Origin of the sequence: Klebsiella sp. HMSC09D12, assembly GCF_001808475.1 — a bacterium.
Classification (GTDB): Bacteria; Pseudomonadota; Gammaproteobacteria; order Enterobacterales; family Enterobacteriaceae; genus Klebsiella; species Klebsiella oxytoca.
Genome location: NZ_KV793503.1, coordinates 24,637 through 46,715, shown reverse-complemented (window position 1 = coordinate 46,715; position 22,079 = coordinate 24,637). Strand labels below are relative to the sequence as shown.

At 54.6% G+C, this 22,079-nt stretch carries 19 protein-coding genes; 13 read left to right on the top strand and 6 right to left on the bottom strand.

Annotated features, from left to right (window positions below; genetic code table 11):
* The first annotated feature begins 128 nt into the window (after positions 1-128).
* From HMPREF3178_RS22690 to uspE, 6 genes are all read left to right on the top strand, one after another.
* Positions 129-1,439, top strand: a complete 1,311-nt coding sequence (locus HMPREF3178_RS22690; RefSeq protein ID WP_070585522.1) for a M20 family metallo-hydrolase — start codon at positions 129-131, stop codon at positions 1,437-1,439.
* On the top strand, positions 1,439-2,884 hold the full coding sequence (locus HMPREF3178_RS22685; RefSeq protein ID WP_017145761.1) for a M20 family metallopeptidase: 1,446 nt from the start codon (positions 1,439-1,441) through the stop codon (positions 2,882-2,884). Before HMPREF3178_RS22690 ends, HMPREF3178_RS22685 begins: the two co-directional genes overlap by 1 nt.
* Before the next feature lie 112 nt (positions 2,885-2,996).
* Entirely contained in the window at positions 2,997-4,523 is a 1,527-nt protein-coding gene (gene abgT / locus HMPREF3178_RS22680; RefSeq protein WP_017145760.1) for a p-aminobenzoyl-glutamate transporter, read from the top strand.
* Between the two features lie 462 nt (positions 4,524-4,985).
* Positions 4,986-5,501 (top strand): methylated-DNA--[protein]-cysteine S-methyltransferase, encoded by a 516-nt coding sequence (ogt, locus tag HMPREF3178_RS22675; RefSeq protein ID WP_004102576.1) that lies wholly within the window; start codon positions 4,986-4,988, stop codon positions 5,499-5,501.
* Positions 5,502-5,694: 193 nt separating this feature from the next.
* A complete protein-coding gene (gene fnr / locus HMPREF3178_RS22670) occupies positions 5,695-6,447 on the top strand; it encodes a fumarate/nitrate reduction transcriptional regulator Fnr (protein WP_004102577.1) in 753 nt (250 codons plus the stop codon).
* A 138-nt stretch (positions 6,448-6,585) separates the two neighbouring features.
* Positions 6,586-7,536 (top strand): universal stress protein UspE, encoded by a 951-nt coding sequence (gene uspE / locus HMPREF3178_RS22665; protein ID WP_004102579.1) that lies wholly within the window; start codon positions 6,586-6,588, stop codon positions 7,534-7,536.
* A gap of 127 nt (positions 7,537-7,663) precedes the next feature.
* Here uspE and HMPREF3178_RS22660 read toward each other — a convergent pair whose 3' ends face one another.
* The 3 genes from HMPREF3178_RS22660 to pntA form a co-directional block, all read right to left on the bottom strand.
* Complete coding sequence (locus HMPREF3178_RS22660; protein WP_004102581.1) at positions 7,664-7,852, bottom strand: YdiH family protein; 189 nt, start codon at positions 7,850-7,852, stop codon at positions 7,664-7,666.
* A gap of 145 nt (positions 7,853-7,997) precedes the next feature.
* A complete protein-coding gene (gene pntB, locus HMPREF3178_RS22655; RefSeq protein WP_017145759.1) occupies positions 7,998-9,386 on the bottom strand; it encodes a Re/Si-specific NAD(P)(+) transhydrogenase subunit beta in 1,389 nt (462 codons plus the stop codon).
* Between the two features lie 10 nt (positions 9,387-9,396).
* Positions 9,397-10,926 carry a Re/Si-specific NAD(P)(+) transhydrogenase subunit alpha gene (gene pntA / locus HMPREF3178_RS22650; RefSeq protein ID WP_004113399.1) on the bottom strand — a complete coding sequence of 510 codons (1,530 nt, stop codon included), beginning with the start codon at positions 10,924-10,926 and terminating at the stop codon, positions 9,397-9,399.
* Positions 10,927-11,448: 522 nt separating this feature from the next.
* Here pntA and ydgH point away from each other — a divergent pair.
* The 3 genes from ydgH (at position 11,449) to folM (ending at position 14,723) form a co-directional block, all read left to right on the top strand.
* Positions 11,449-12,399, top strand: a complete 951-nt coding sequence (ydgH, locus tag HMPREF3178_RS22645) for a DUF1471 family protein YdgH (protein WP_004102587.1) — start codon at positions 11,449-11,451, stop codon at positions 12,397-12,399.
* 179 nt (positions 12,400-12,578) lie between these two features.
* Entirely contained in the window at positions 12,579-13,961 is a 1,383-nt protein-coding gene (locus HMPREF3178_RS22640; RefSeq protein WP_016810120.1) for an amino acid permease, read from the top strand.
* A 36-nt stretch (positions 13,962-13,997) separates the two neighbouring features.
* Entirely contained in the window at positions 13,998-14,723 is a 726-nt protein-coding gene (gene folM / locus HMPREF3178_RS22635) for a dihydromonapterin reductase (RefSeq protein WP_004102591.1), read from the top strand.
* Here folM and HMPREF3178_RS22630 read toward each other — a convergent pair.
* Positions 14,720-15,055 carry a GlpM family protein gene (locus HMPREF3178_RS22630; RefSeq protein WP_004102593.1) on the bottom strand — a complete coding sequence of 112 codons (336 nt, stop codon included), beginning with the start codon at positions 15,053-15,055 and terminating at the stop codon, positions 14,720-14,722. The genes folM and HMPREF3178_RS22630 overlap by 4 nt on opposite strands.
* Positions 15,056-16,086: 1,031 nt before the next feature.
* Between HMPREF3178_RS22630 and iraM the strand changes: the two genes are divergently transcribed.
* The 4 genes from iraM to tus all read left to right on the top strand — a co-directional run bounded on the left by iraM (position 16,087) and on the right by tus (position 19,790).
* Positions 16,087-16,434: an anti-adapter protein IraM gene (gene iraM / locus HMPREF3178_RS22625; protein ID WP_004102595.1), complete on the top strand. Its 348-nt coding sequence runs from the start codon at positions 16,087-16,089 to the stop codon at positions 16,432-16,434.
* Positions 16,435-16,744: 310 nt separating this feature from the next.
* Positions 16,745-17,464: a two-component system response regulator RstA gene (gene rstA, locus HMPREF3178_RS22620; RefSeq protein WP_004102597.1), complete on the top strand. Its 720-nt coding sequence runs from the start codon at positions 16,745-16,747 to the stop codon at positions 17,462-17,464.
* A 15-nt stretch (positions 17,465-17,479) separates the two neighbouring features.
* Positions 17,480-18,781 (top strand): two-component system sensor histidine kinase RstB, encoded by a 1,302-nt coding sequence (gene rstB, locus HMPREF3178_RS22615; protein ID WP_004102599.1) that lies wholly within the window; start codon positions 17,480-17,482, stop codon positions 18,779-18,781.
* Positions 18,782-18,857: 76 nt separating this feature from the next.
* Positions 18,858-19,790 carry a DNA replication terminus site-binding protein gene (tus, locus tag HMPREF3178_RS22610; protein WP_004113404.1) on the top strand — a complete coding sequence of 311 codons (933 nt, stop codon included), beginning with the start codon at positions 18,858-18,860 and terminating at the stop codon, positions 19,788-19,790.
* Here tus and fumC read toward each other — a convergent pair.
* Positions 19,780-21,180, bottom strand: coding sequence for a class II fumarate hydratase (gene fumC / locus HMPREF3178_RS22605; RefSeq protein WP_004102603.1), 1,401 nt, complete (start codon positions 21,178-21,180; stop codon positions 19,780-19,782). The two genes, tus and fumC, sit on opposite strands and share 11 nt — an antisense overlap.
* A 141-nt stretch (positions 21,181-21,321) precedes the next feature.
* Positions 21,322-22,079, bottom strand: a 758-nt coding sequence (locus HMPREF3178_RS31890) for a FumA C-terminus/TtdB family hydratase beta subunit (protein ID WP_049128546.1), incomplete at its 5' end; no start/stop codon positions are given.

Here is a 22,079-nt window from a genome sequence, read left to right as displayed (position 1 = left end):
ATGACATCTACTGTAATCGATCATGCTGTGGCAGGTTAAGGGTGAGTATGCATGAAAGGGCATAGCGATAAGCAAACGCTATCACTTCGTGAACACTATCACAGTTTTTGATTATGACAGGAAAGGTTATGCCGCAACTTAATGAATTCATCCGCCAGCTGGCGCCAAAAATGATCGAATGGCGTCGCGATTTTCACCTGCATGCGGAATCCGGCTGGCTGGAGTTCCGCACCGCCAGCAAGGTGGCGGAGATATTAGACGCTCTGGGTTATCAGCTGGCGCTGGGGCGCGACGTTATCGATGCCGATAGCCGTATGGGTCTGCCTGATGAAGAGACGCTGGCGCAGGCGTTCCAGCGCGCTCGCGCCCAGGGTGCGCCGGAGCGCTGGCTACCAGCGTTTGAAGGCGGCTTCGCCGGGGTGGTAGCGACGCTCGACACCGGGCGGCCCGGGCCGACTTTGGCGTTTCGCGTCGATATGGATGCGCTCGATCTCAACGAGCAGCACGACGATAATCATCGTCCGCATCGCGATCGTTTTGCCTCCTGCAACGAAGGCATGATGCATGCCTGCGGCCACGACGGTCATACCGCAATCGGCCTGGGGCTGGCGCACGTGCTCAAGGAATATTCCGCGCAGCTCAACGGGACGATTAAGCTGATTTTCCAGCCGGCAGAAGAAGGTACCCGCGGCGCTCGCGCCATGGTGGCGGCGGGCGTACTTGATGACGTGGACTACTTCACCGCCATTCATATCGGTACCGGCGTCCCTGCCGGCACCGTCGTTTGCGGCGGCGATAACTTTATGGCCACCACCAAATTCGATGTGCAGTTCAGCGGCGTCGCCGCCCACGCTGGCGGTAAACCTGAAGATGGACGTAATGCGCTGCTGGCTGCGGCTCAAGCCGCCCTAGCCCTGCATGCCATCGCGCCACATAGCGCCGGGGCATCAAGGGTTAACGTCGGCGTCATGCAGGCCGGTACCGGGCGTAACGTAGTTCCCTCCTCCGCGCTATTAAAAGTCGAAACCCGGGGCGAAACCGACGCTATTAACCAGTACGTATTTGAGCGGGCTAAGCAGGCTATCGCCGGCGCGGCGACGATGTATGCAGCCAGCTACCAGCTGCACCTGATGGGCGCGGCCACCTCCAGCGCCCCGTCGCCGGCGTGGGTGGACTATCTGCGTCAACAGACAGCGCAGGTCCCCGGCGTTAAGCAGGCCGTCGATCGTATCGCTGCCCCGGCGGGTTCCGAAGATGCCACCCTGATGATGGCCCGGGTCCAGGAGCGCGGCGGTCTCGCCTCATACATGATATTCGGCACGGAACTGAGCGCTGGCCACCACAACGAAAAATTTGATTTCGACGAAAGCGTAATGACCCAGGCCGTCGCCACGTTAGCGCGCATCGCCCTGAACTTTCCCTGGCAGCGAGGTGTGTAATGGAACAGGTTTATCAATTTGTCGATGACATTATTGAGGGGCGGCGCAACGATTTTTGCGCCATTGCCGATGATATCTGGGATCATCCGGAAACCCGCTTTCAGGAGTTCTGGTCCGCCGCGTGTTTGGCCGATGCGCTGGAAGCGGAAGGTTTTCAATTGACCTGCAATGCGGGCGGGATCCCCAACGCCTTTATCGCCAGCTTTGGTGAAGGCCAACCGGTAATTGCCCTGCTCGGCGAATTTGACGCCCTGGCGGGGCTCAGCCAGCAGGCTTACTGCGCAGCGCCCGCATCTCCAACGCCGGGGGAAAACGGCCACGGGTGCGGGCATAACCTGCTTGGTACGGCGGCGTTCGCCGCGGCGGTCGCCGCCAGGAACTGGCTGCTGCAACAAGGCGGCGTCGGCACGCTTCGTTTCTACGGATGTCCCGGCGAGGAAGGCGGTTCCGGGAAGACCTTTATGGTCCGCGAGGGGTTATTCGATGACATCGACGCCGCCCTGACCTGGCACCCGGAAGCCTGGGCCGGGATGTTCAGCACCAGTACCCTTGCCAACATTCAGGCGGCATGGCGGTTTACCGGCACCGCGGCGCACGCGGCAAACTCTCCGCATCTTGGCCGCAGCGCGCTGGATGCCGTGACGCTGATGACCACCGGCAGCAACTTCCTTAACGAGCATATTATCGAAAAGGCGCGGGTGCACTACGCCATCACCGATACCGGCGGCGTCTCTCCTAACGTTGTTCAGGCGCAGGCGGAAGTGCTGTATCTCATTCGCGCCCCGGAAATGGCCGACGCACAGCAAATCTTCGCCCGGATCGAAAAAATCGCCCAGGGCGCCGCGCTGATGACCGAGACCAGCGTCAGCTGTCGCTTCGAAAAAGCCTGTTCCAGCTATCTCCCCAACCGCACCCTGGAAGCGGCGATGTATCAGGCGGTATGCCATTACGGCACGCCGCACTGGAGCGAGGAAGAGCGCGCTTTCGCCGCCGAAATTCGCGCGACCTTAAGCGCTAACGATATTCATAACAGCCTGAAAAACATTGCCGATACCAGCGGAGACGAGGGGAAAGCATTCGCCCGCCGCCACCGCGAGACGATCCTTATCGATGAAGTGGCGCCGTGGGCGGCTACCGATAACATCCTTGCGGGCTCTACCGACGTCGGCGACGTAAGCTGGAAAGCTCCCGTAGCCCAATGCTTCAGCCCCTGCTTTGCCGTCGGGACGCCGCTGCATACCTGGCAACTGGTGAGCCAGGGCAGAACCTCCATCGCTCACAAAGGAATGCTTCTGGCGGGGAAAATACTGGCTGCAACGGCCATTCGTTTGTTCAGCGACAGGTCGCTACTGACTACCAGTCAGCAGGAACTGGCACAGGTTTTAGCCGAAAGGCCCTACCGGTGTCCGATCCCGCAGGACGTCAAGCCTTCGATTTTAAAATAATAAAAGACCTCCGGATGGAGTACAGCAACGCGTTAAGCGCAAAAAAAACAACTGCTGACACGCCCTGGGGTTAAGAGACAAACAACACAACAACGACAACTGAGGAACGCCCATGAGTATGTCATCCATACCGTCGCCTTCCCCCACCGGTAAGCTCTATGGCTGGGTTGAAAAAATTGGTAATAAGGTCCCGCATCCGTTTTTACTGTTTATCTATCTGATCGTGGTATTAATGGCCGCCACCGCCATCCTGTCGGCGCTGAACGTCAGCGTCCAGAACCCCACCGACGGCTCGCGAGTGGTGGTGAAAAATCTGCTCAGCATTGAAGGATTACATTGGTTTTTGCCGAACGTGATTAAAAACTTCAGCGGTTTCGCGCCGCTGGGAGCCATTCTGGCTCTGGTTCTGGGGGCTGGATTTGCTGAACGAGTGGGCCTGTTGCCTTCGCTGATGGCAAAAATGTCATCACACGTTAGCGCCCGTTACGCCAGCTATATGGTGCTGTTTATCGCCTTCTTTAGCCATATCTCTTCCGATGCCGCGCTGGTGATTATGCCGCCGTTAGGCGCCCTGATGTTCCTCGCCGTCGGCCGCCACCCGGTTGCCGGGCTGCTGGCGGCAATCGCCGGGGTCGGCTGCGGCTTCACGGCCAACCTGCTCATCGTCACCACCGATGTCCTGCTCTCAGGAATCAGTACCGAAGCGGCCAAAACCCTTGACGCCTCGCTGCACGTCAGCGTGATCGATAACTGGTACTTTATGGCAACTTCGGTGATCGTTCTCACTCTGGTCGGTGGATTGATTACCGATAAGCTGGTCGAGCCGCGCTTAGGTCAATGGCAAGGCAAAAGCGATGAAACGCTGCAATCGTTAACGCCAGAACAGCGCTTCGGCCTGCGCGTGGCCGGTATTGCCGCGCTGTTATTCATGGCGGTTATCGCGCTGATGGTCGTGCCGGAAAACGGTATTTTGCGTGACCCCATTAAGCATACCGTGATGCCTTCGCCATTTATAAAAGGGATCGTCCCGCTCATCATCTTTTTCTTCTTCGTCGTCTCACTGGCTTACGGCATTGCCACCGGCAAAATTCGCCGCCAGGCCGATCTGCCTCCGCTGATGATTGAACCCATGAAAGAGATGGCAGGTTTTATCGTGATGGTCTTCCCGTTGGCCCAGTTCGTCGCCATGTTTAACTGGAGCAATATGGGAAAATTTATGGCCGTCGGTTTAACGGACCTGCTGGAGAGCGCGGGAATGAGCGGCGTGCCGGCGTTCGTCGGCCTGGCGCTGCTATCCGCCTTTTTGTGTATGTTCATCGCCAGCGGTTCGGCAATCTGGTCGATTCTGGCGCCGATTTTCGTGCCGATGTTTATGCTGCTGGGCTTTCATCCGGCATTCGCGCAAATTCTGTTTCGTATTGCCGACTCATCGGTGCTGCCGCTGGCGCCGGTATCGCCGTTTGTGCCGCTATTTCTCGGCTTCTTACAGCGCTACCGGCCCGAGGCTAAACTGGGAACCTACTACTCGCTGGTCTTGCCTTATCCACTCATTTTCCTTGTCGTCTGGCTACTGTTGCTGGTGGTCTGGTATCTCGCGGGACTCCCTATCGGACCGGGTATTTATCCGCGGTTGCCTTAACGTCGCCAAAGGCCAGGGAAGGCCGCCAAACGTTAGCGCCAGGTCGTGCGGTTACGGATAACTTTATACAGGCCCTCAATCGCCAAAGAGATCAGATGAATTGCTAAGCCGCTGATAATCACTACTACAACGCCAGTCATCATATATTGCATATCACCACCTTTGTTGAAAAAACAGCGAAGAAACGCCAGGAAATATGGCCTCAAAGAATGCCAGTCAATTCATAAAGAGTACCGGCGCCTGCCGGTAAATAGCCCTCTCTGTACAGGAAAATTCGCCGCCGGATAACATCGCATTGCCCGCGCGCCAGTTAGTGAATACCGCAATAAACATCGCTTTACTCACATCATAATTAATAGTCCATGTTGACCCTCTCTGTTGACCTTTTCGGGGTATAGTTTGCCAACCTCGCCTCATGCTATGGTGATGTCCTGTCAAACTAACCTCGATGAAGGATTACCGATGCTGACGCTGCTACAAGATAAAATTGACACCCCGCTGGGGCCGCTCTGGGTGATTTGCGATGAGCAGTTCAACCTGCGGGCCGTTGAGTGGGATCAGCATCGCGAGCGCATGGAGCAACTGCTGGATGTTCATTATCGGCATGAAGGTTACCAACGCGTTGATTCCCGCAATCCCGGTAACCTGAGCAGTAAGCTCAGTGATTATTTCGCGGGCGATCTCGCCATTATTGATACGCTTCCTACCGCCACCGCAGGCACCCCTTTTCAACGGGAAGTCTGGAAAACGCTGCGCACTATCCCCTGCGGTCAGGTCATGCATTACGGTCAACTGGCGGAGGCGCTGGGCCGACCGGGCGCAGCGCGCGCCGTGGGCGCTGCTAATGGTTCAAATCCGGTCAGCATAGTGGTGCCCTGCCATCGGGTGATCGGACGCAACGGAACCATGACCGGCTATGCCGGCGGCGTACAGAGAAAAGAGTGGTTATTGCGCCATGAGGGGTATCTGCTTCTTTGACCGTAAGTGCCTTTTTGGAAGTTTCCGGTAACTTTACAATCCAAATTAGCCAGATAACTTATTAATAATCAAATGGATAACTAACAAAATGGATTTACCCTCTTAATATTACGTGTTTCAGAGGTTCGAGGCTTACCTGCTCACCAAAAAGATGTTAAAATTGACCAATATCAATTAAAGCCTGAGCAGACTTATGATCCCGGAAAAGCGAATTATACGACGCATTCAGTCTGGCGGTTGTGCAATCCATTGCCAGGATTGCAGCATTAGCCAGCTTTGCATCCCTTTTACTCTGAACGAGCATGAGCTTGATCAGCTTGATAACATTATCGAGCGGAAAAAGCCTATCCAGAAAGGACAGACCTTGTTCAAAGCCGGTGATGAGCTGAAATCGCTGTATGCAATTCGTTCTGGCACCATTAAAAGCTACACCATTACCGAACAGGGTGATGAGCAGATTACCGGTTTCCATCTGGCGGGCGATCTGGTCGGCTTTGACGCTATCGGCACCGGCCACCACCCGAGCTTTGCCCAGGCGCTGGAAACCTCAATGGTCTGCGAAATTCCGTTCGAAACGCTCGACGACCTATCCGGCAAGATGCCGAATCTGCGTCAGCAGATGATGCGTCTGATGAGCGGTGAGATCAAAGGCGATCAGGATATGATCCTGCTGCTTTCTAAAAAGAACGCAGAAGAGCGCCTGGCGGCCTTCATCTACAACCTGTCCCGCCGTTTTGCACAGCGTGGTTTCTCCCCGCGTGAGTTCCGCCTCACCATGACGCGCGGCGATATCGGCAACTATCTGGGCCTGACGGTTGAAACCATCAGCCGCCTGCTGGGTCGTTTCCAGAAAAGCGGTATGCTGGCGGTTAAAGGAAAATACATCACCATCGAAAACAGCGACCTGCTGGCGCAGCTTGCTGGTCAGGCCCGCAACGTCGCCTGATAGTTCCTTCCTATCCGGCCAGATCGCGAATTTTTTTCTCATTTGTTGATCTGGCCAGGCTTATCCCCTGTTTCATTTCATCCATATAGGTTATCTTTTTAATTACAGACTGTAGTTACAGTTGTAAGGAGACCCTGTATGGCGAAGTATCAGAACATGCTGGTAGTAATCGACCCCAATCAGGACGACCAGCCTGCATTGCGGCGTGCGGTGTATCTGCACCAACGGATTGGTGGACGCATCAAAGCCTTTTTGCCGATCTATGATTTTTCCTATGAAATGACCACCCTGCTCTCCCCGGACGAGCGTACCGCTATGCGCCAGGGCGTAATCGGGCAGCGTACCGCCTGGATTCGCGAGCAGGCCAAATTTTATATTGAGTCCGGCGTACCCATTGACATCAAAGTGGTGTGGCATAACCGCCCCTTCGAAGCCATTATTCAGGAAATCATAAGCGAGAAGCATGATTTGGTTCTGAAGATGGCGCACCAGCACGACAAGCTGGAAGCGGTGATTTTCACGCCTACGGACTGGCATCTGCTGCGCAAATGTCCGTGCCCGGTCTGGATGGTTAAAGATCAGCCGTGGCCGGAAGGCGGCAAAGCGCTGGTGGCGGTTAATCTCGCCAGTGAAGAGAACTACCACAACGCGCTCAATGAAAAGCTGGTAAGAGAAACCATTGAGCTGGCGGAACAGGTTAACCATACTGAGGTCCATCTGGTGGGCGCCTATCCGGTTACGCCTATCAATATTGCCATTGAGCTACCGGATTTTGACCCCAGCGTCTACAACGACGCCATACGCGGCCAGCACCTGTTGGCCATGAAAGCGCTGCGGCAGAAATTCGGCATCGATGAAAACCGTACTCATGTTGAAAAAGGGTTACCTGAAGAGGTCATTCCAGACCTGTCGGAGCATCTCCAGGCGGGGATCGTGGTGCTGGGTACGATTGGCCGTACAGGGCTTTCAGCGGCCTTCCTCGGCAATACCGCTGAACAGGTTATCGACCACCTGCGCTGCGATCTGCTGGCGCTGAAACCGGATCAGTATCAGACGCCGGTTGAGCTTGATGACGAAGAAGACGATTAACCAGCGCCGTTTATCGCTGTCATAACAATCCTCCCCCGCCCACGCGGGGGATTTTTTTGCCATGTCGATAGCAAAAATAAAGGGCCTCATGGCCCTTATTTCAACAGCTATATCGGTAACTAAAACGTTAGTGGATACCTAAACGCCAGGCGTGATCGATCTCTTCTTTAAGCTCCATGGATGAGAGCGCCATCAAATCAGCAAACTCAAGTTCCAGTAGTTTCAGCTTTTTCAGATACTGCGCGGGGGTTAGTGCAGCGGGGTCACGACGCAGAAATTCGATAGCCAGTTGCGTGGGGGTTAACTCGGTATCCATAATATCCTCAGTTTGGGTGAAAAACAGGCGTATTATATCACTCTGAACTGATGATTTTATGAGCAAATCATGGCTTCGCTGGCTATATAAAAAAGCCGTCTCAGAAGAGACGGCTTAAGAAGCACAGGTTTTAAAAGACTTGACTCTACAGCGCTTTCAGAATCGCATCGACGCTGGCTTTGGCATCGCCAAACAGCATGTGGGTGTTCTCTTTGAAGAACAGCGGGTTCTGTACGCCAGCATAGCCGGTGTTCATTGAACGCTTGAATACAATCACGTTCTGCGCTTTCCACACTTCCAGCACCGGCATACCGGCGATTGGGCTGCCCGGATCGTCCTGCGCCGCCGGGTTAACGGTATCGTTAGCGCCGATAACCAGCACGGTGTCAGTGTCGGAGAAATCATCGTTGATCTCGTCCATTTCCAGCACGATGTCATACGGGACTTTCGCTTCCGCCAGCAGGACGTTCATATGGCCCGGCAGACGTCCGGCGACTGGATGAATACCAAACCGGACTTTGATTCCGCGCGCGCGCAGTCGTTCGGTGATTTCCGCTACCGGATACTGGGCCTGCGCAACCGCCATGCCGTAGCCCGGAGTGATAATGACCGACTGCGAACTTTTCAGCATCTCAGCGGTTTCTTCAGCGCTGATTTCGCGATGCTCGCCCACTTCTTCATCTCCTGTGGACGCCGTACCGTCAGAACCAAAACCACCGGCAATAACGCTCAAGAACGAACGGTTCATCGCCTTACACATGATATAAGACAGAATCGCACCGGAAGAACCCACCAGCGCACCGGTGACAATCAGCAGGTCGTTGCTGAGCATAAAGCCCGCCGCCGCCGCCGCCCAACCAGAGTAGGAGTTCAGCATTGACACCACCACCGGCATATCCGCGCCGCCAATGGAGGCCACAAGGTGCCAGCCAAAGGCCAGCGCGATGACGGTCATCACCAGCAGGCACAGCACCTGCATGCCAATGCTGTCGGTACGCACGAAGACGATCAGCAGCAGGAAGGATACGACCAACGCCGCCAGGTTCAGCTTGTGGCGGTTCGGCAGCATCAGCGGCTTAGAGGACATCTTGCCGCACAGCTTGCCAAAGGCAACCACGGAACCCGTAAAGGTGACCGCACCGATGAAGATGCCGAGAAACACTTCGGTCAGATGAATATTGACCAGAATCTGTTCCATACCGGTTTCGTGCTGCAGATAGCTGTTAAAGCCAACCAGCACCGCCGCCAGGCCAACGAAGCTGTGCAGAATCGCCACCAGCTCCGGCATCTCGGTCATTTCGACTTTCTTCGCCAGACGAATACCGATAGCGCCGCCGATGACCATCGCCAGCAGGATCCACGCGACGTTGCTGCTGTCCGGCCCCAGAATGGTCGCCACCAGCGCAATCGCCATCCCGGCAATACCGTAGTAGTTGCCCTGCTGGGAGGTTTCGTGTTTGGAAAGCCCCGCCAGGCTAAAAATAAACAGAATCGCGGCAACAATGTATGCAGCTGTAACTAATCCACCAGACATTTGTTACCCCTTATCCTTTGCGGAACATTTTCAGCATGCGCTGAGTGACGGTGAAACCACCAAAAATATTAATGCTGGCGATCAGCACCGCGATAAAGCTCAGAAAGCTGACCCAGCCGCCGTGGCCTATCTGCAATAATGCCCCGACGACGATAATGCCGGAGATGGCGTTGGTGACCGACATCAGCGGCGTATGCAGCGCATGGGAGACGTTCCAGACTACGTAATAACCGACCACGCAGGAGAGCGCGAAGACGGTAAAGTGGCCGAGAAACTCTTTCGGCGCGACGCTTGCCAGCCAGCCGAACAGAATAATCGCCAGCGCCATCAGCGCATACTTGCGCAGCGGCGAGCTCGGTTTCTCCTCTGTTTTTGGCGCTTCAACCTTTTTCGCTGCCGCCTGCGGCTGAGCAGAAACCTGAATGGGCGGAGCGGGCCAGGTGATTTCACCCTCGCGAACCACGGTAACGCCGCGGATAACGACATCATCAAAATCGATAACGACATTGCCGTCTTTCTCTTTACACAGCAGTTTAAGCAGGTTAACCAGGTTAGTGCCGTACAGCTGCGACGACTGCGTCGGCAGACGTCCCGGCAGATCGGTATAACCGATGATCTTCACGCCGTTAGCGGTGGTGACCACTTCGCCCGGTACGGTGTATTCGCAGTTGCCGCCGTTTTGTGATGCCAGATCCACCACTACGCTGCCCGGTTTCATGGAGTCAACCATTTCGCGGGTGATCAGCTTCGGCGCCGGTTTGCCCGGAATCAGGGCGGTGGTGACAATAATATCAACATCTTTGGCCTGCGCGGCAAAGAGCGCCATCTCGGCTTTGATAAAGGCTTCGGACATGACTTTGGCATAACCGTCGCCGCTGCCCGCCTCCTCTTTAAAATCCAGCTCAAGGAACTCGGCGCCCATACTCTGCACCTGCTCTTTGACTTCCGGGCGGGTATCGAACGCGCGGACAATCGCGCCCAGGCTGTTCGCCGCGCCGATGGCCGCGAGCCCGGCAACCCCTGCGCCGATGACCATTACCTTCGCAGGAGGAACCTTACCTGCTGCGGTAATCTGCCCGGTAAAGAAGCGACCAAACTCATGGGCGGCCTCAACAATCGCGCGGTAGCCGGCGATGTTGGCCATCGAACTTAACGCATCCAGCGACTGCGCGCGCGAAATACGCGGCACCGAATCCATCGCCATCACGTTAATATTCCGCGCCGCCAGTTTTTCCATCAGCTGCGGATTTTGCGCGGGCCAGATGAAGCTGATCAGCGTCGTGCCCGGATTCAGCAGCAGAACTTCATCGTCATCAGGGGCGTTAACTTTCAGAATGACGTCAGACTGCCACACGTCATTACCGCTCACGATCTCCGCTCCAGCCTGAACGAAGGCTTCGTCGTCGAAACTGGCCAGTTTACCGGCGCCGCTTTCTACCGCGACGCTGAACCCGAGTTTCAGCAGCTGCTCCACCGTTTTCGGCGTTGCGGCGGCCCGGGTTTCCAGGGCGAGTCTCTCTCTTGGTACACCAATACGCATAGTTTTCCCTTCCATCGGTTTTTGATGATGGTTTACTTTTCTTACAAACGACCGTTGCGAAGGCGGATGAACGCGCCTGGCAACATATGTCTGAAAAAATGAAACAGTAACAAACTTTTTATAACCTACTGAAAATACCGATTGTGATCTACAGCGATAAAACAGAAATTTTGATTTTATTGGTAAAACGCACGGCTAACCGTGTCAGGCAGCAATATTTACCTTATTTTCATGCCAGCACCTGATAATTCGCCTGGATGAGGGGTTAATTCACCATTTATCGCCATCTGGATCATAGTATTAACATTACGTTAACTTATGAAAGTGATATTGATTATCGATTTTGCTGGTCAAGCGGCTGTTTTTTCAACATATCGAAAAATGTTATATTTCTGCACTATACGTTTAGAGCGACAACTGAAAATTGACGCAGACAGTCACTCACGATAAATGCAATAATCAAACGTTTTCAGTCAACAACAACACCAGTACATGGTTTGCGCAAGGCAAAGGATTATTTTTATGAAGCTTAAGAACTCACTCCTGGCGTCTGCTCTTCTGGCTACAACCGCGTTGTCTGCCCACGCAGCGACCGAGCTGACCCCGGAGCAGGCGGCGGCGCTGAAGCCCTACGATCGCGTAGTGGTCACCGGTCGTTTTAACGCCATTGGCGACGCCGTGCAGGCAGTTTCCCGTAAAGCGGACAAAGAAGGCGCAGCTTCCTTTTATGTTGTCGACACGTCTGATTTTGGCAGCGGCGGCAACCTGCGCGTAACGGCCGATTTTTATAAAGAAAACGCCCCGCAGGCCGACGCGCCTAAAAATCGCATTATCAACGGCGTGATGGAATTACCGAAAGACCAGGCCGTTGAGCTGGAACCGTTCGATACCGTTACCGTGCAAGGTTTCTACCGCAGCCAGCCGGAAGTCAACGACGCCATCACTAAAGCGGCTAAGGCCAAGGGCGCCGCCTCTTTCTTTATCGTGCGCCAGGTTGATGCCAACCAGGGCGGCAACCAGCGTATCACCGCTTATATCTACAAAGCGGATGCCAAAAAGCGCGTTCTGCAAAGCCCGGATGCGATCCCGGCCGATTCAGAAGCCGGACGCGCCGCGCTGGCAGAAGGCGGAGAAGCGGCTAAGAAAGTGGAAATTCCGGGCGTTGCGACGACCGCAGCGGTCGGTTCCGGCACTGGCGTAGGCCGTTTCTTTGAAACGCAATCCTCTAAAGGTGGACGTTACACCGTCACGCTCCCGGACGGCACCAAAGTTGAGGAAGTGAACAAAATTACCGCCGCGCAGATGGTTCCTTATGACAGCATCAAGTTCACCGGTAATTTCGGTAACATGACGGAAATCTCCTACCAGACGGCTAAGCGCGCCGCGAAGAAAGGCGCGAAGTACTATCACATCACACGCCAGTGGCAGGAGCGCGGTGGCAACATCACTATCAGCGCCGACCTGTATAAATAACGGCGTCTGAACTGAACAAAAAGGCGGCGATCTGTCGCCTTTTCTTTTTTTTTCATTTATCTCCATTGCATGCATACAAAACACTCCGTAAAATCCCGCGCCTTAGCGTAATCCTCCATTTTTATGCGATTCCGCCAAATAAATATTCTTAGATTGATGATTGTCACCTCGGGAACGCCATGGAAAAGAAACTGGGCCTTAGCGCCCTGACCGCGCTGGTACTCAGCTCGATGCTGGGCGCGGGTGTATTCAGTCTGCCGCAAAACATGGCGGCCGTCGCCAGTCCTTCCGCGCTGCTGATTGGCTGGGGCATTACCGGCGTGGGGATCCTGTTCCTCGCCTTCGCTATGCTGCTGCTTACCCGCATCCGCCCCGACCTCGATGGCGGCATATTTACCTACGCCCGCGAAGGCTTCGGTGAACTGATTGGTTTCTGCTCCGCCTGGGGCTACTGGCTGTGCGCGGTTATCGCGAATGTTTCCTATCTGGTTATCGTGTTCTCGGCGCTAAGCTTTTTTACCGATACTCCCGAGCTGCGCCTGTTCGGCGATGGCAACACCTGGCAAGCTATCGTCGGCGCATCCGCGCTGCTATGGATTGTCCATTTCCTGGTGCTGCGCGGCGTCCAAACGGCGGCGGGTATCAATCTCGCCGCGACGCTTGCCAAGCTGCTGCCGCTCGGCGCGTTTGTCGCGCTGGCCGCCTTTGCGTTTCGCATGGAGACCTTCCGGATTGATTTTAGCGGTCTGGCGCTGGGCGTACCGGTATGGGAGCAGGTGAAAAACACCATGCTGATCACCCTGTGGGTATTCATCGGCGTGGAAGGCGCGGTCGTGGTTTCCGCTCGCGCGCGTAATAAACGGGATGTCGGACGCGCAACGCTGTTGGCGGTACTCTCCGCGCTGGCGGTCTACCTGCTGGTGACGCTTCTCTCTTTAGGCGTCGTACCGCGGAGCGAGCTGGCGGAAATACGCAATCCGTCAATGGCCGGGCTGATGGTGCAAATGATGGGCCCGTGGGGCGAGATCGTGATCGCTGCCGGGCTGATTATCTCCGTTTGCGGCGCTTACCTGAGCTGGACGATAATGGCGGCGGAAGTCCCCTATCTGGCTGCAACCCATAAAGCCTTTCCGCGTCTATTCGCGCGCACCAACAAAAACAATGCGCCGTCGTCTTCGCTGTGGCTCACCAATATTAGCGTGCAGGCTTCACTGGTATTGATTTGGCTGACCGGCTCGGATTACAACACGCTGCTGACGATCGCCTCCGAGATGATTCTGGTCCCTTATTTTCTGGTCGGCGCATTTCTGCTGAAGATTGCCCGGCGCCCGCTGCACAAGGCGGTAGGCGTCGGAGCCTGCATTTATGGCTTATGGTTATTATATGCGTCCGGCCCTGTGCATTTATTGTTGTCAGTGATACTTTACGCTCCGGGTCTTCTGGTGTTCCTGTATGCCCGTCGTACACACCAGCACGATCGCCCGCTTAAACGCCGTGACCTGGCATTAATTGGTTTTTTGCTGGTTGCCGCCGTACCGGCAACGTGGATGTTGGTAGGGTAAGCGGTTACCCTGCCGCTGAACTCATAGGAGATACCCATGGCTGACATCCAGCCTCGCCCGATCCTGATTACCGGTGGAGGCCGTCGCATCGGTCTCGCCCTGGCTCGCCATTTTCTGGCCCGGCAGCAGCCCGTTATGATCAGCTACCGCACATGGTATCCGGCCATCGACGAACTGCGTAATGCGGGTGCCGTTTGTCTGCACGCGGATTTCAGCACTGACGACAGCATTCTGGCGTTCGCCGAAGAAGTAAAAGCGCAGGCCGCCGCCGGCCTGCGCGCCGTCATTCATAACGCCAGCGGCTGGATGGCTGAAAAACCGGGGATCCCGTTAACCACGGTGCTCGCTAGCATGATGCAAATTCACGTCAACGCCCCTTACCTGCTCAACCATGCGCTGGAGAGCCTGCTACGCGGTCACGGACAGGCCGCCAGCGATATTATTCACATTACCGACTACGTCGTGGAGCGCGGCAGCGACAAGCATATTGCCTATGCGGCCAGCAAGGCGGCAATGGATAATATGAGCCGCTCGTTCGCTCGTAAGCTGGCGCCGGAAATCAAAGTTAACGCCATCGCCCCATCGCTGATTTTATTTAATGAAGGCGATGATGCGGAGTACCGCAAACAGGCCCTCGACAAATCGCTGATGAAAATCGCGCCGGGTGAAAAAGAGATCATTGATCTGATCGAATATCTCTTCGGCAGTCACTACGTTACCGGGCGCTCGTTTGCCGTCGACGGCGGACGTCATCTGCGCTAGTGAAAACGGCTCCAGCCGATAATCAACAGCCACGCGCACAGGCTCCAGCACACCACCGCGCCTGCCAGAGCAAACGGCAGGCGCATGATGCCGGTGAAATACCATAGCGAAAGCAAATAGATAAAGTACGGAATGATCGACCACATTCCGAATACGATGGTGGTTCGCAGCGCCTCGATCCCCCGCTCGCTGGCAACGATATAGTGCGCAATCAGGGCGAAAGTGGGAAAGAGCGGAATCAAGCCGGCGATATAGTAATTCTTCGTTTTAGAAAGTACGCCGATCAACACGACGACCAGCGCGCCGAGCAGCGCTTTTATCAACAGCCCCATTCCTTTGCCTTAACATTTAAACAACAAGAACCTGCAGCATAACCTAAGTCCCGCTGTTGATAAATGTGCAAACGCAGACACCATGGCGCAGAATCCGCCAGCGCCCTGAATCCCATCATCACAATGGCCTCGCCTATCACTCTGATGCCTTATGAACAGTTATTAATGCTTGCCGTAGTGACAATTTACCAGGAAACAGAGTCTGCTATTTCCGGCTAATTTTACGCCTGCTAACCCCATGAGCTTAAATAAATTATTTTATCAAACGAGGCGTAAAGGATTAGTCGATTTTTCGTTCATTATAGCGGATTAAGATTTATCGCAAGCATTATTGCTCATCCATTTAGCGTATTTCTTTTTTGCAGCCTCCGCAGGCAAAGCCCCCTTCCTGAACGCCGGCCTTGCGTTTTTACGGGCCTACAAAAGAAATAAATATCAATTATATCGTGCGTTAAATAGAGCTATTATCTGGAACTAAATGATACACATCAATACCTACTAAATATGGTAGAAACCATTTATTGACATGGATGGTTTTTCATCTTAATCGCTTGCTTTTGCGTTATTCTACTTGCGCATAACCTTAAATAGCGCACGTAGCCTTTTTTGAGAAAAAGAGCACAATAAGGCACAATTTATTGACTTAGATCAATATAAAACCGATTTCATATAAAAGCATACTTTACCATTAATCAAAGCAACCGCAGTGAATAAGATCGTAATTAACTGATTTTACGATCTTTCGATCTAAACATAATATCCATTGCAGAATATAATTCTGTTCATAACATGCATTTCAGTTTATTAGTTCACTCCTGCCGAGTTTTTCGAATCTTTTACTTGTTGCTATTATCTTTACTAGTATTAGACACTCATATAACCGCAATCATTTTATATTAGCCTGAATAAGAACCAGCTAAAGGAATCTTCATGTTCGGACCTGCGTTATACACAATCCAAAAGCCTCTGAAACTCATTAAACTATATTTATCAACGCGAAAATGCTCGTGAATTACTGGAGAGCGTCTAGCATGGAGTGGAATATTGAAAATAGTCTTGTATGTCCTTTAACTGGAACAGGATTTTCAGTTGCGGCCAGTGCCAGAAATCTGAAATTAATTATATGGTATAATGGAGATTATTTTTTGAACATCGGTTCGGTTATTAACATCACGCAAGATGACGTCTTCATAAACGGTGAGCCCGGCGACTTACAGGTTATTCATGCTTTTCCCTATAGCGAAAAGCTATGGTCAACGCTGACAAAGTTTATCCAGTGCCCCGGCAATCAAAATCCAACGCTGCTAATTTGCAACCGAAGAAGCATCTGCAAATTCGTCCTCTGCCCCTACGGCGCCAGGCAAAAGAGCATGGAATAAGGCAGCTTCGATCTCACCTTAATTTAGCAGCATCTATTTTGTACGGGCAGAAGCTCTTCAGCCAGTCCTGCCCGCATCCAGCACGATGCGCTAAACGCGCGGCAAAGCATAAATCTGATCAATCATTGCGCGAATTCAGCCATCATAGCGAATTTCATCGCTAACTCATAGCTCATATTGATGCCCGAATAGTTTACAATGACAACAGTGAATTAACGGGCTACGCCCTGATGATGCCTTAAGCGTGGCACTGACCGCGCCTAAGGGCAACAGATTCAATCAGCCAGAGATGAGTGTAAGCATACACGCTATGAATAAAATTGTTTTCGTTGAGGATGATGCCGAAGTAGGCGCGCTGATTGCGGCCTATCTCGGGAAACATGATATGGACGTCGTGGTTGAGCCTCGCGGTGACCGTGCCGAAGAGGTTATCGCGCGCGAAAAGCCCGATCTGGTGCTGCTGGATATCATGCTGCCCGGTAAAGATGGGATGACGTTGTGCCGGGATTTACGCGGCCAGTGGCAAGGGCCCATCGTGCTGCTTACGTCACTGGATAGCGATATGAACCATATCCTGTCGCTCGAAATGGGCGCCAGCGATTATATTCTGAAAACAACGCCACCCGCAGTGCTGTTAGCCCGACTGCGTCTGCATTTGCGCCAGCATGTCCCCCCCCAGGACAGTAGCGGCGTCCCCTCCTCGCTGACGCCGCATAAAGCGATCGCTTTTGGTTCGCTGAGTATCGATCCGGTCAATCGTCAGGTTATGCTCAGCGGGGAAAACGTCGCGTTGTCCACCGCGGATTTCGATCTGTTATGGGAGCTGGCGACCCACGCAGGACAAATTATGGATCGGGATGCGCTATTAAAAAACCTGCGCGGCGTTAGCTACGATGGTATGGACCGCAGCGTCGACGTCGCCATTTCGCGTTTGCGCAAAAAGCTTCTCGACAACGCGACTGAGCCTTATCGCATCAAAACGGTACGCAATAAAGGCTATTTATTCGCCCCGCACGCGTGGGACAATTAATTTACGGATCTGGCTATGAAAAAGCTGTTTGTGCAGTTTTACCTCCTGCTGTTCGTCTGTTTTCTGGTAATGACGATGATGGTCGGCCTGGTGTACAAATTTACCGCCGAGCGAGCAGGCCGCCAGTCGCTGGATGATTTGATGAAGAGCTCGCTGTATCTGATGCGCAGCGAGCTGCGCGAGATCCCGCCGCGCGACTGGAGCAAAACGCTCAAAGAGCTGGACCTTAATCTTTCATTCGATCTGCATATCGAGCCTATCAGCAAATTCAAGCTCTCGGAAAACTCGATGCAGCATCTGCGCGCTGGCGATATCGTAGCCCTGGACGATCAGTACACCTTTATTCAGCGTATCCCTCGTAGCCACTACGTGCTCTCCGTCGGCCCGGTACCGTATCTCTATTTTTTGCATGAGATGCGCCTGCTGGATCTGGCTCTGATGGCCTTCATTGCTATTTCGCTGGCCTTTCCCGTATTCATCTGGATGCGCCCCCACTGGCAGGATATGCTGCGTATCGAAACCGCCGCTCAGCGCTTCGGCGACGGGCATCTTAGCGAGCGGATCCACTTCGATAGCATGTCCAGCTTCGAACGGCTGGGCGTGGCGTTTAATCAGATGGCCGATAATATCAACGCGCTTATCGCCAGCAAAAAACAGCTGATCGACGGTATTGCCCATGAACTGCGCACCCCGCTGGTGCGTCTGCGCTACCGCCTGGAGATGAGCGAGAACCTTACAGAAGCCGAATCACAGGCGTTAAATCGCGATATCGGCCAGCTGGAGGCCCTGATTGAAGAGCTGCTGACCTATGCGCGCCTCGATCGCCCGCAGAATGAACTGAAGCTGACGACCCCCAATTTCCCGGCGTGGCTCGGCGATCGCGTAGAAGATATTCAGGCGGTGAATCCCCAGCGCGACGTTGCGCTAAGCGAAGTCGTGGACGGAAATTACGGCGCGCTGGACATGCGCTTAATGGAACGGGTGCTGGATAACCTCGTGAACAACGCCCTGCGCTACAGTAACCAGCGTATTCAGGTCAGCCTGACGCTGCAGGGTTCGCGCGCAACGCTGCGCGTCGAAGATGATGGTCCAGGTATCGCGCCCGCTGAGCGGGAGAAAGTGTTCGAGCCGTTTGTTCGTCTCGACCCCAGCCGCGATCGCGCCACCGGCGGCTGCGGTCTTGGTTTGGCTATCGTCCACAGTATTGCCCAGGCAATGGCTGGCGAAGTCCATTGCCAGGCAAGCGGGCTCGGTGGCGCCTGTTTTTGTTTTAGCTGGCCGGTTTATCATCAGCTGCCGAATTTTACCTCGGCCTGATGAGCCCTTGCGCAGGAGCTGAGGTCTGCTATAGTTTAAAAAAACATAAAGTATGTTGTAACTAAGGTGGAGAAATATGGCCAGCTATGACCTCGTTGAACGTCTGAACGACACCTTTCGCCAGCTCGAGCGTGAACTGCAGGCGCTTAAACAGGCCCTGAGCCAGTGCCGTCTGCTGGCTGCGCGCGTCTTTGAGCTGCCGCCGGTCAGCAAAGATGCCGAACACCAGCCGCTGGAGAACATCAACGTGGTTCAGCACACCGGTAAACCCGCGCTGGAGATGGCGCTCAAACACTATAGCCACCTGTTTATCCAGCAGCAGTCGGAAACCCGCAGCAGTAAGGCTGCCGTGCGTTTGCCCGGCGCGATCTGCCTGCGAACTGAGGCCAGCGAGCAGGCAGAACTATTACGCAAGATCGCCCATATCAACGTTCTTAAAGCGACCTTCGAGAAGATTATCACCGTCGATTCCGGTCTTCCCGCTACCGCACGATTTGAGTGGGTCCATCGCCACCTGCCGGGACTGATCACGCTGAGCGCCTATCGCACGCTCACCCCGTTAATTGACCCGAGCACTATCCGCTTCGGCTGGGCCAATAAGCATGTGATTAAAAATCTCACCCGCGACCAGGTTCTCATGCAACTGGAAAAAAGTCTTCAGTCGCCCCGCGCGGTTCCGCCCTGGACGCGCGAACAGTGGCAAAGCAAGCTGGAGCGAGAGTACCAGGATATTGCCGCCCTGCCGCAGCGGGCGAAGCTGAAGATAAAGAGGCCGGTAAAGGTTCAGCCTATCGCCAGGGTGTGGTATAGCGGGCAGCAAAAGCAGGTGCAATACGCCTGTCCAGGGCCGATGATCGCGCTGATATCCGGCACGCAGGGCGTTAGCGTGCCGGACCTCGGAGAGCTTCTGAACTATGACGCCGGGAACGTGCAGTATCGTTATAAACCGCAGGCGCAATCGCTCAGGCTAATGATTCCGCGACTGCACCTGTGGCTGGCTAGCGAATAGCCATACTGCCTACCATCTCTTCAGGGCGCACCCAGCGGTCAAATTCCTCTTCCGTCAGGTAGCCGAGCGCCAACGCGGAGGCCTTGAGCGTTAACCCCTCTTTATGCGCCTTTTTGGCAATTTCCGCCGCTTTGTCGTAGCCAATATGAGTATTCAAGGCGGTAACCAGCATCAGCGACTCATTGAGCAACTGGCTGATGCGCTCGCGGTTAGGTTCAATGCCTGACGCGCAGTGCTCATTAAAGCTCGCCATCCCATCAGCCAGCAGCCGCACCGATTGCAGGAAATTGTGGATCACCATCGGGCGGTAAACGTTGAGCTCAAAGTTGCCCGAAGCGCCGCCGATGTTTACCGCGACATCGTTACCCATCACCTGACAGCAGACCATAGTGAGGGCCTCGCACTGGGTCGGGTTAACCTTGCCCGGCATAATCGACGACCCCGGTTCATTTTCCGGGATCGCAATTTCGCCGATGCCGCAGCGCGGACCGGAGGCCAGCCAGCGCACATCGTTGGCGATTTTCATCAGCGAAGCGGCCAGCCCTTTCAGCGCGCCGTGGGCATGCACCAGCGCATCAACGGTCGCCAGCGCTTCAAACTTGTTCGGCGCAGTCACAAACGGTTGGCCGCTCAGGGCCGCCAGCTCGGCGGCGACGCGTACCGCGTATTCCGGATGGGTATTAAGCCCGGTTCCCACCGCCGTGCCGCCCAGCGCCAGTTCCGCCAGATGGGGCAAGCTATGGTCAATATGCCGGAGGTTATGCTCGAGCATGGCGACCCATCCTGAGATCTCCTGGCCGAGCGTCAGCGGCGTCGCATCCTGCAGGTGGGTGCGGCCGATTTTGACAATATCGTTGAAGGCCAGGGATTTATCATTAAGCGTTTGCTTCAGAATGTTGAGCTGCGGGATCAGCTTTACCCGAAGCGCAATCATCGCCGCTACGTGCATCGCCGTCGGGAAAACGTCGTTAGAGCTCTGGCTCTTGTTAACATCATCGTTAGGATGCACCTTACGCTCCATCCCGCGTACCCCGCCCAGCAGTTCACTCGCACGATTAGCCAGCACCTCATTCATATTCATGTTGCTTTGCGTACCGGAGCCGGTTTGCCAGATTGCCAGCGGAAACTCGTCCGGATGCTTGCCTGCCAGCACTTCATCCGCAGCCTGAATAATCACCTGCGCTTTTTCTGCGCTCAGAAGACCGAGATCGTTATTCACCTTTGCCGCCGCACGCTTGGTCAGCGCCAACGCATGAATAAGCTCGACCGGCATTTTTTCCGTCGAGATGCGGAAATGTTCCAGCGAGCGCTGAGTCTGCGCGCCCCAAAGCCTATCGGCAGGCACATCGATTGCGCCCATAGAGTCTTTTTCACTGCGATGCGTTGTCATTACTTTCTCCTTGGATTCAAAGTGCGTAATAGCGACAAAGCTCACCTGCTTAAAGCGTAAAGTATGGGTCAGATTTATAAGTTATTTTGGTGGTTCGTGCCGCTAAGCGGCATAAAAAACCGCCCCGAAGGGCGGCTGAGCTTATTTCACGCAGCGGGCGCACTGCGAACTCTGGATCTGCTGGAAGAAGTCATTGCCCTTATCATCCACGAGGATAAACGCCGGGAAGTCTTCAACTTCAATTTTCCAGATAGCCTCCATCCCCAGCTCCGGCCAGGCCACGCACTCCAGACTACGGATGCTCTGCTGCGCCAGTACCGCCGCCGGACCGCCGATGCTGCCGAGGTAGAAACCGCCGTGCTTGTGACAGGCGTCGGTCACCTGCTGGCTGCGGTTACCTTTGGCTAACATGATTTTACTCGCTCCATGCGCCTGCAGCAGATCGACGTAGGAGTCCATACGGCCTGCGGTGGTCGGGCCAAGAGAACCGGAAGCGTAGCCGTCAGGGGTTTTCGCCGGGCCCGCGTAGTAGATCGGGTGGTCCTTGACGTACTGCGGCAATTCCTCGCCATTATCGATAAGCTCTTTCAGCCTGGCGTGGGCGATATCGCGCGCCACGATAATCGTACCGCTCAGCGACAGGCGGGTCGACACCGGATACTGCGACAGCAGCGCCAGAATATCGCTCATCGGCTGGTTCAGATTGACCTTAACCGCTTCTCCCTCGCCGGCCTGACGCAGATGCTCGGGAATATACTTGCCCGGATTGCTCTCCAGTTTCTCAATCCAGATCCCCTCGCGGTTGATCTTCGCTTTGATGTTGCGATCCGCGGAGCAGGAAACGCCCATGCCCACCGGACAGGAGGCGCCGTGGCGCGGCAGGCGGATGACGCGAATAT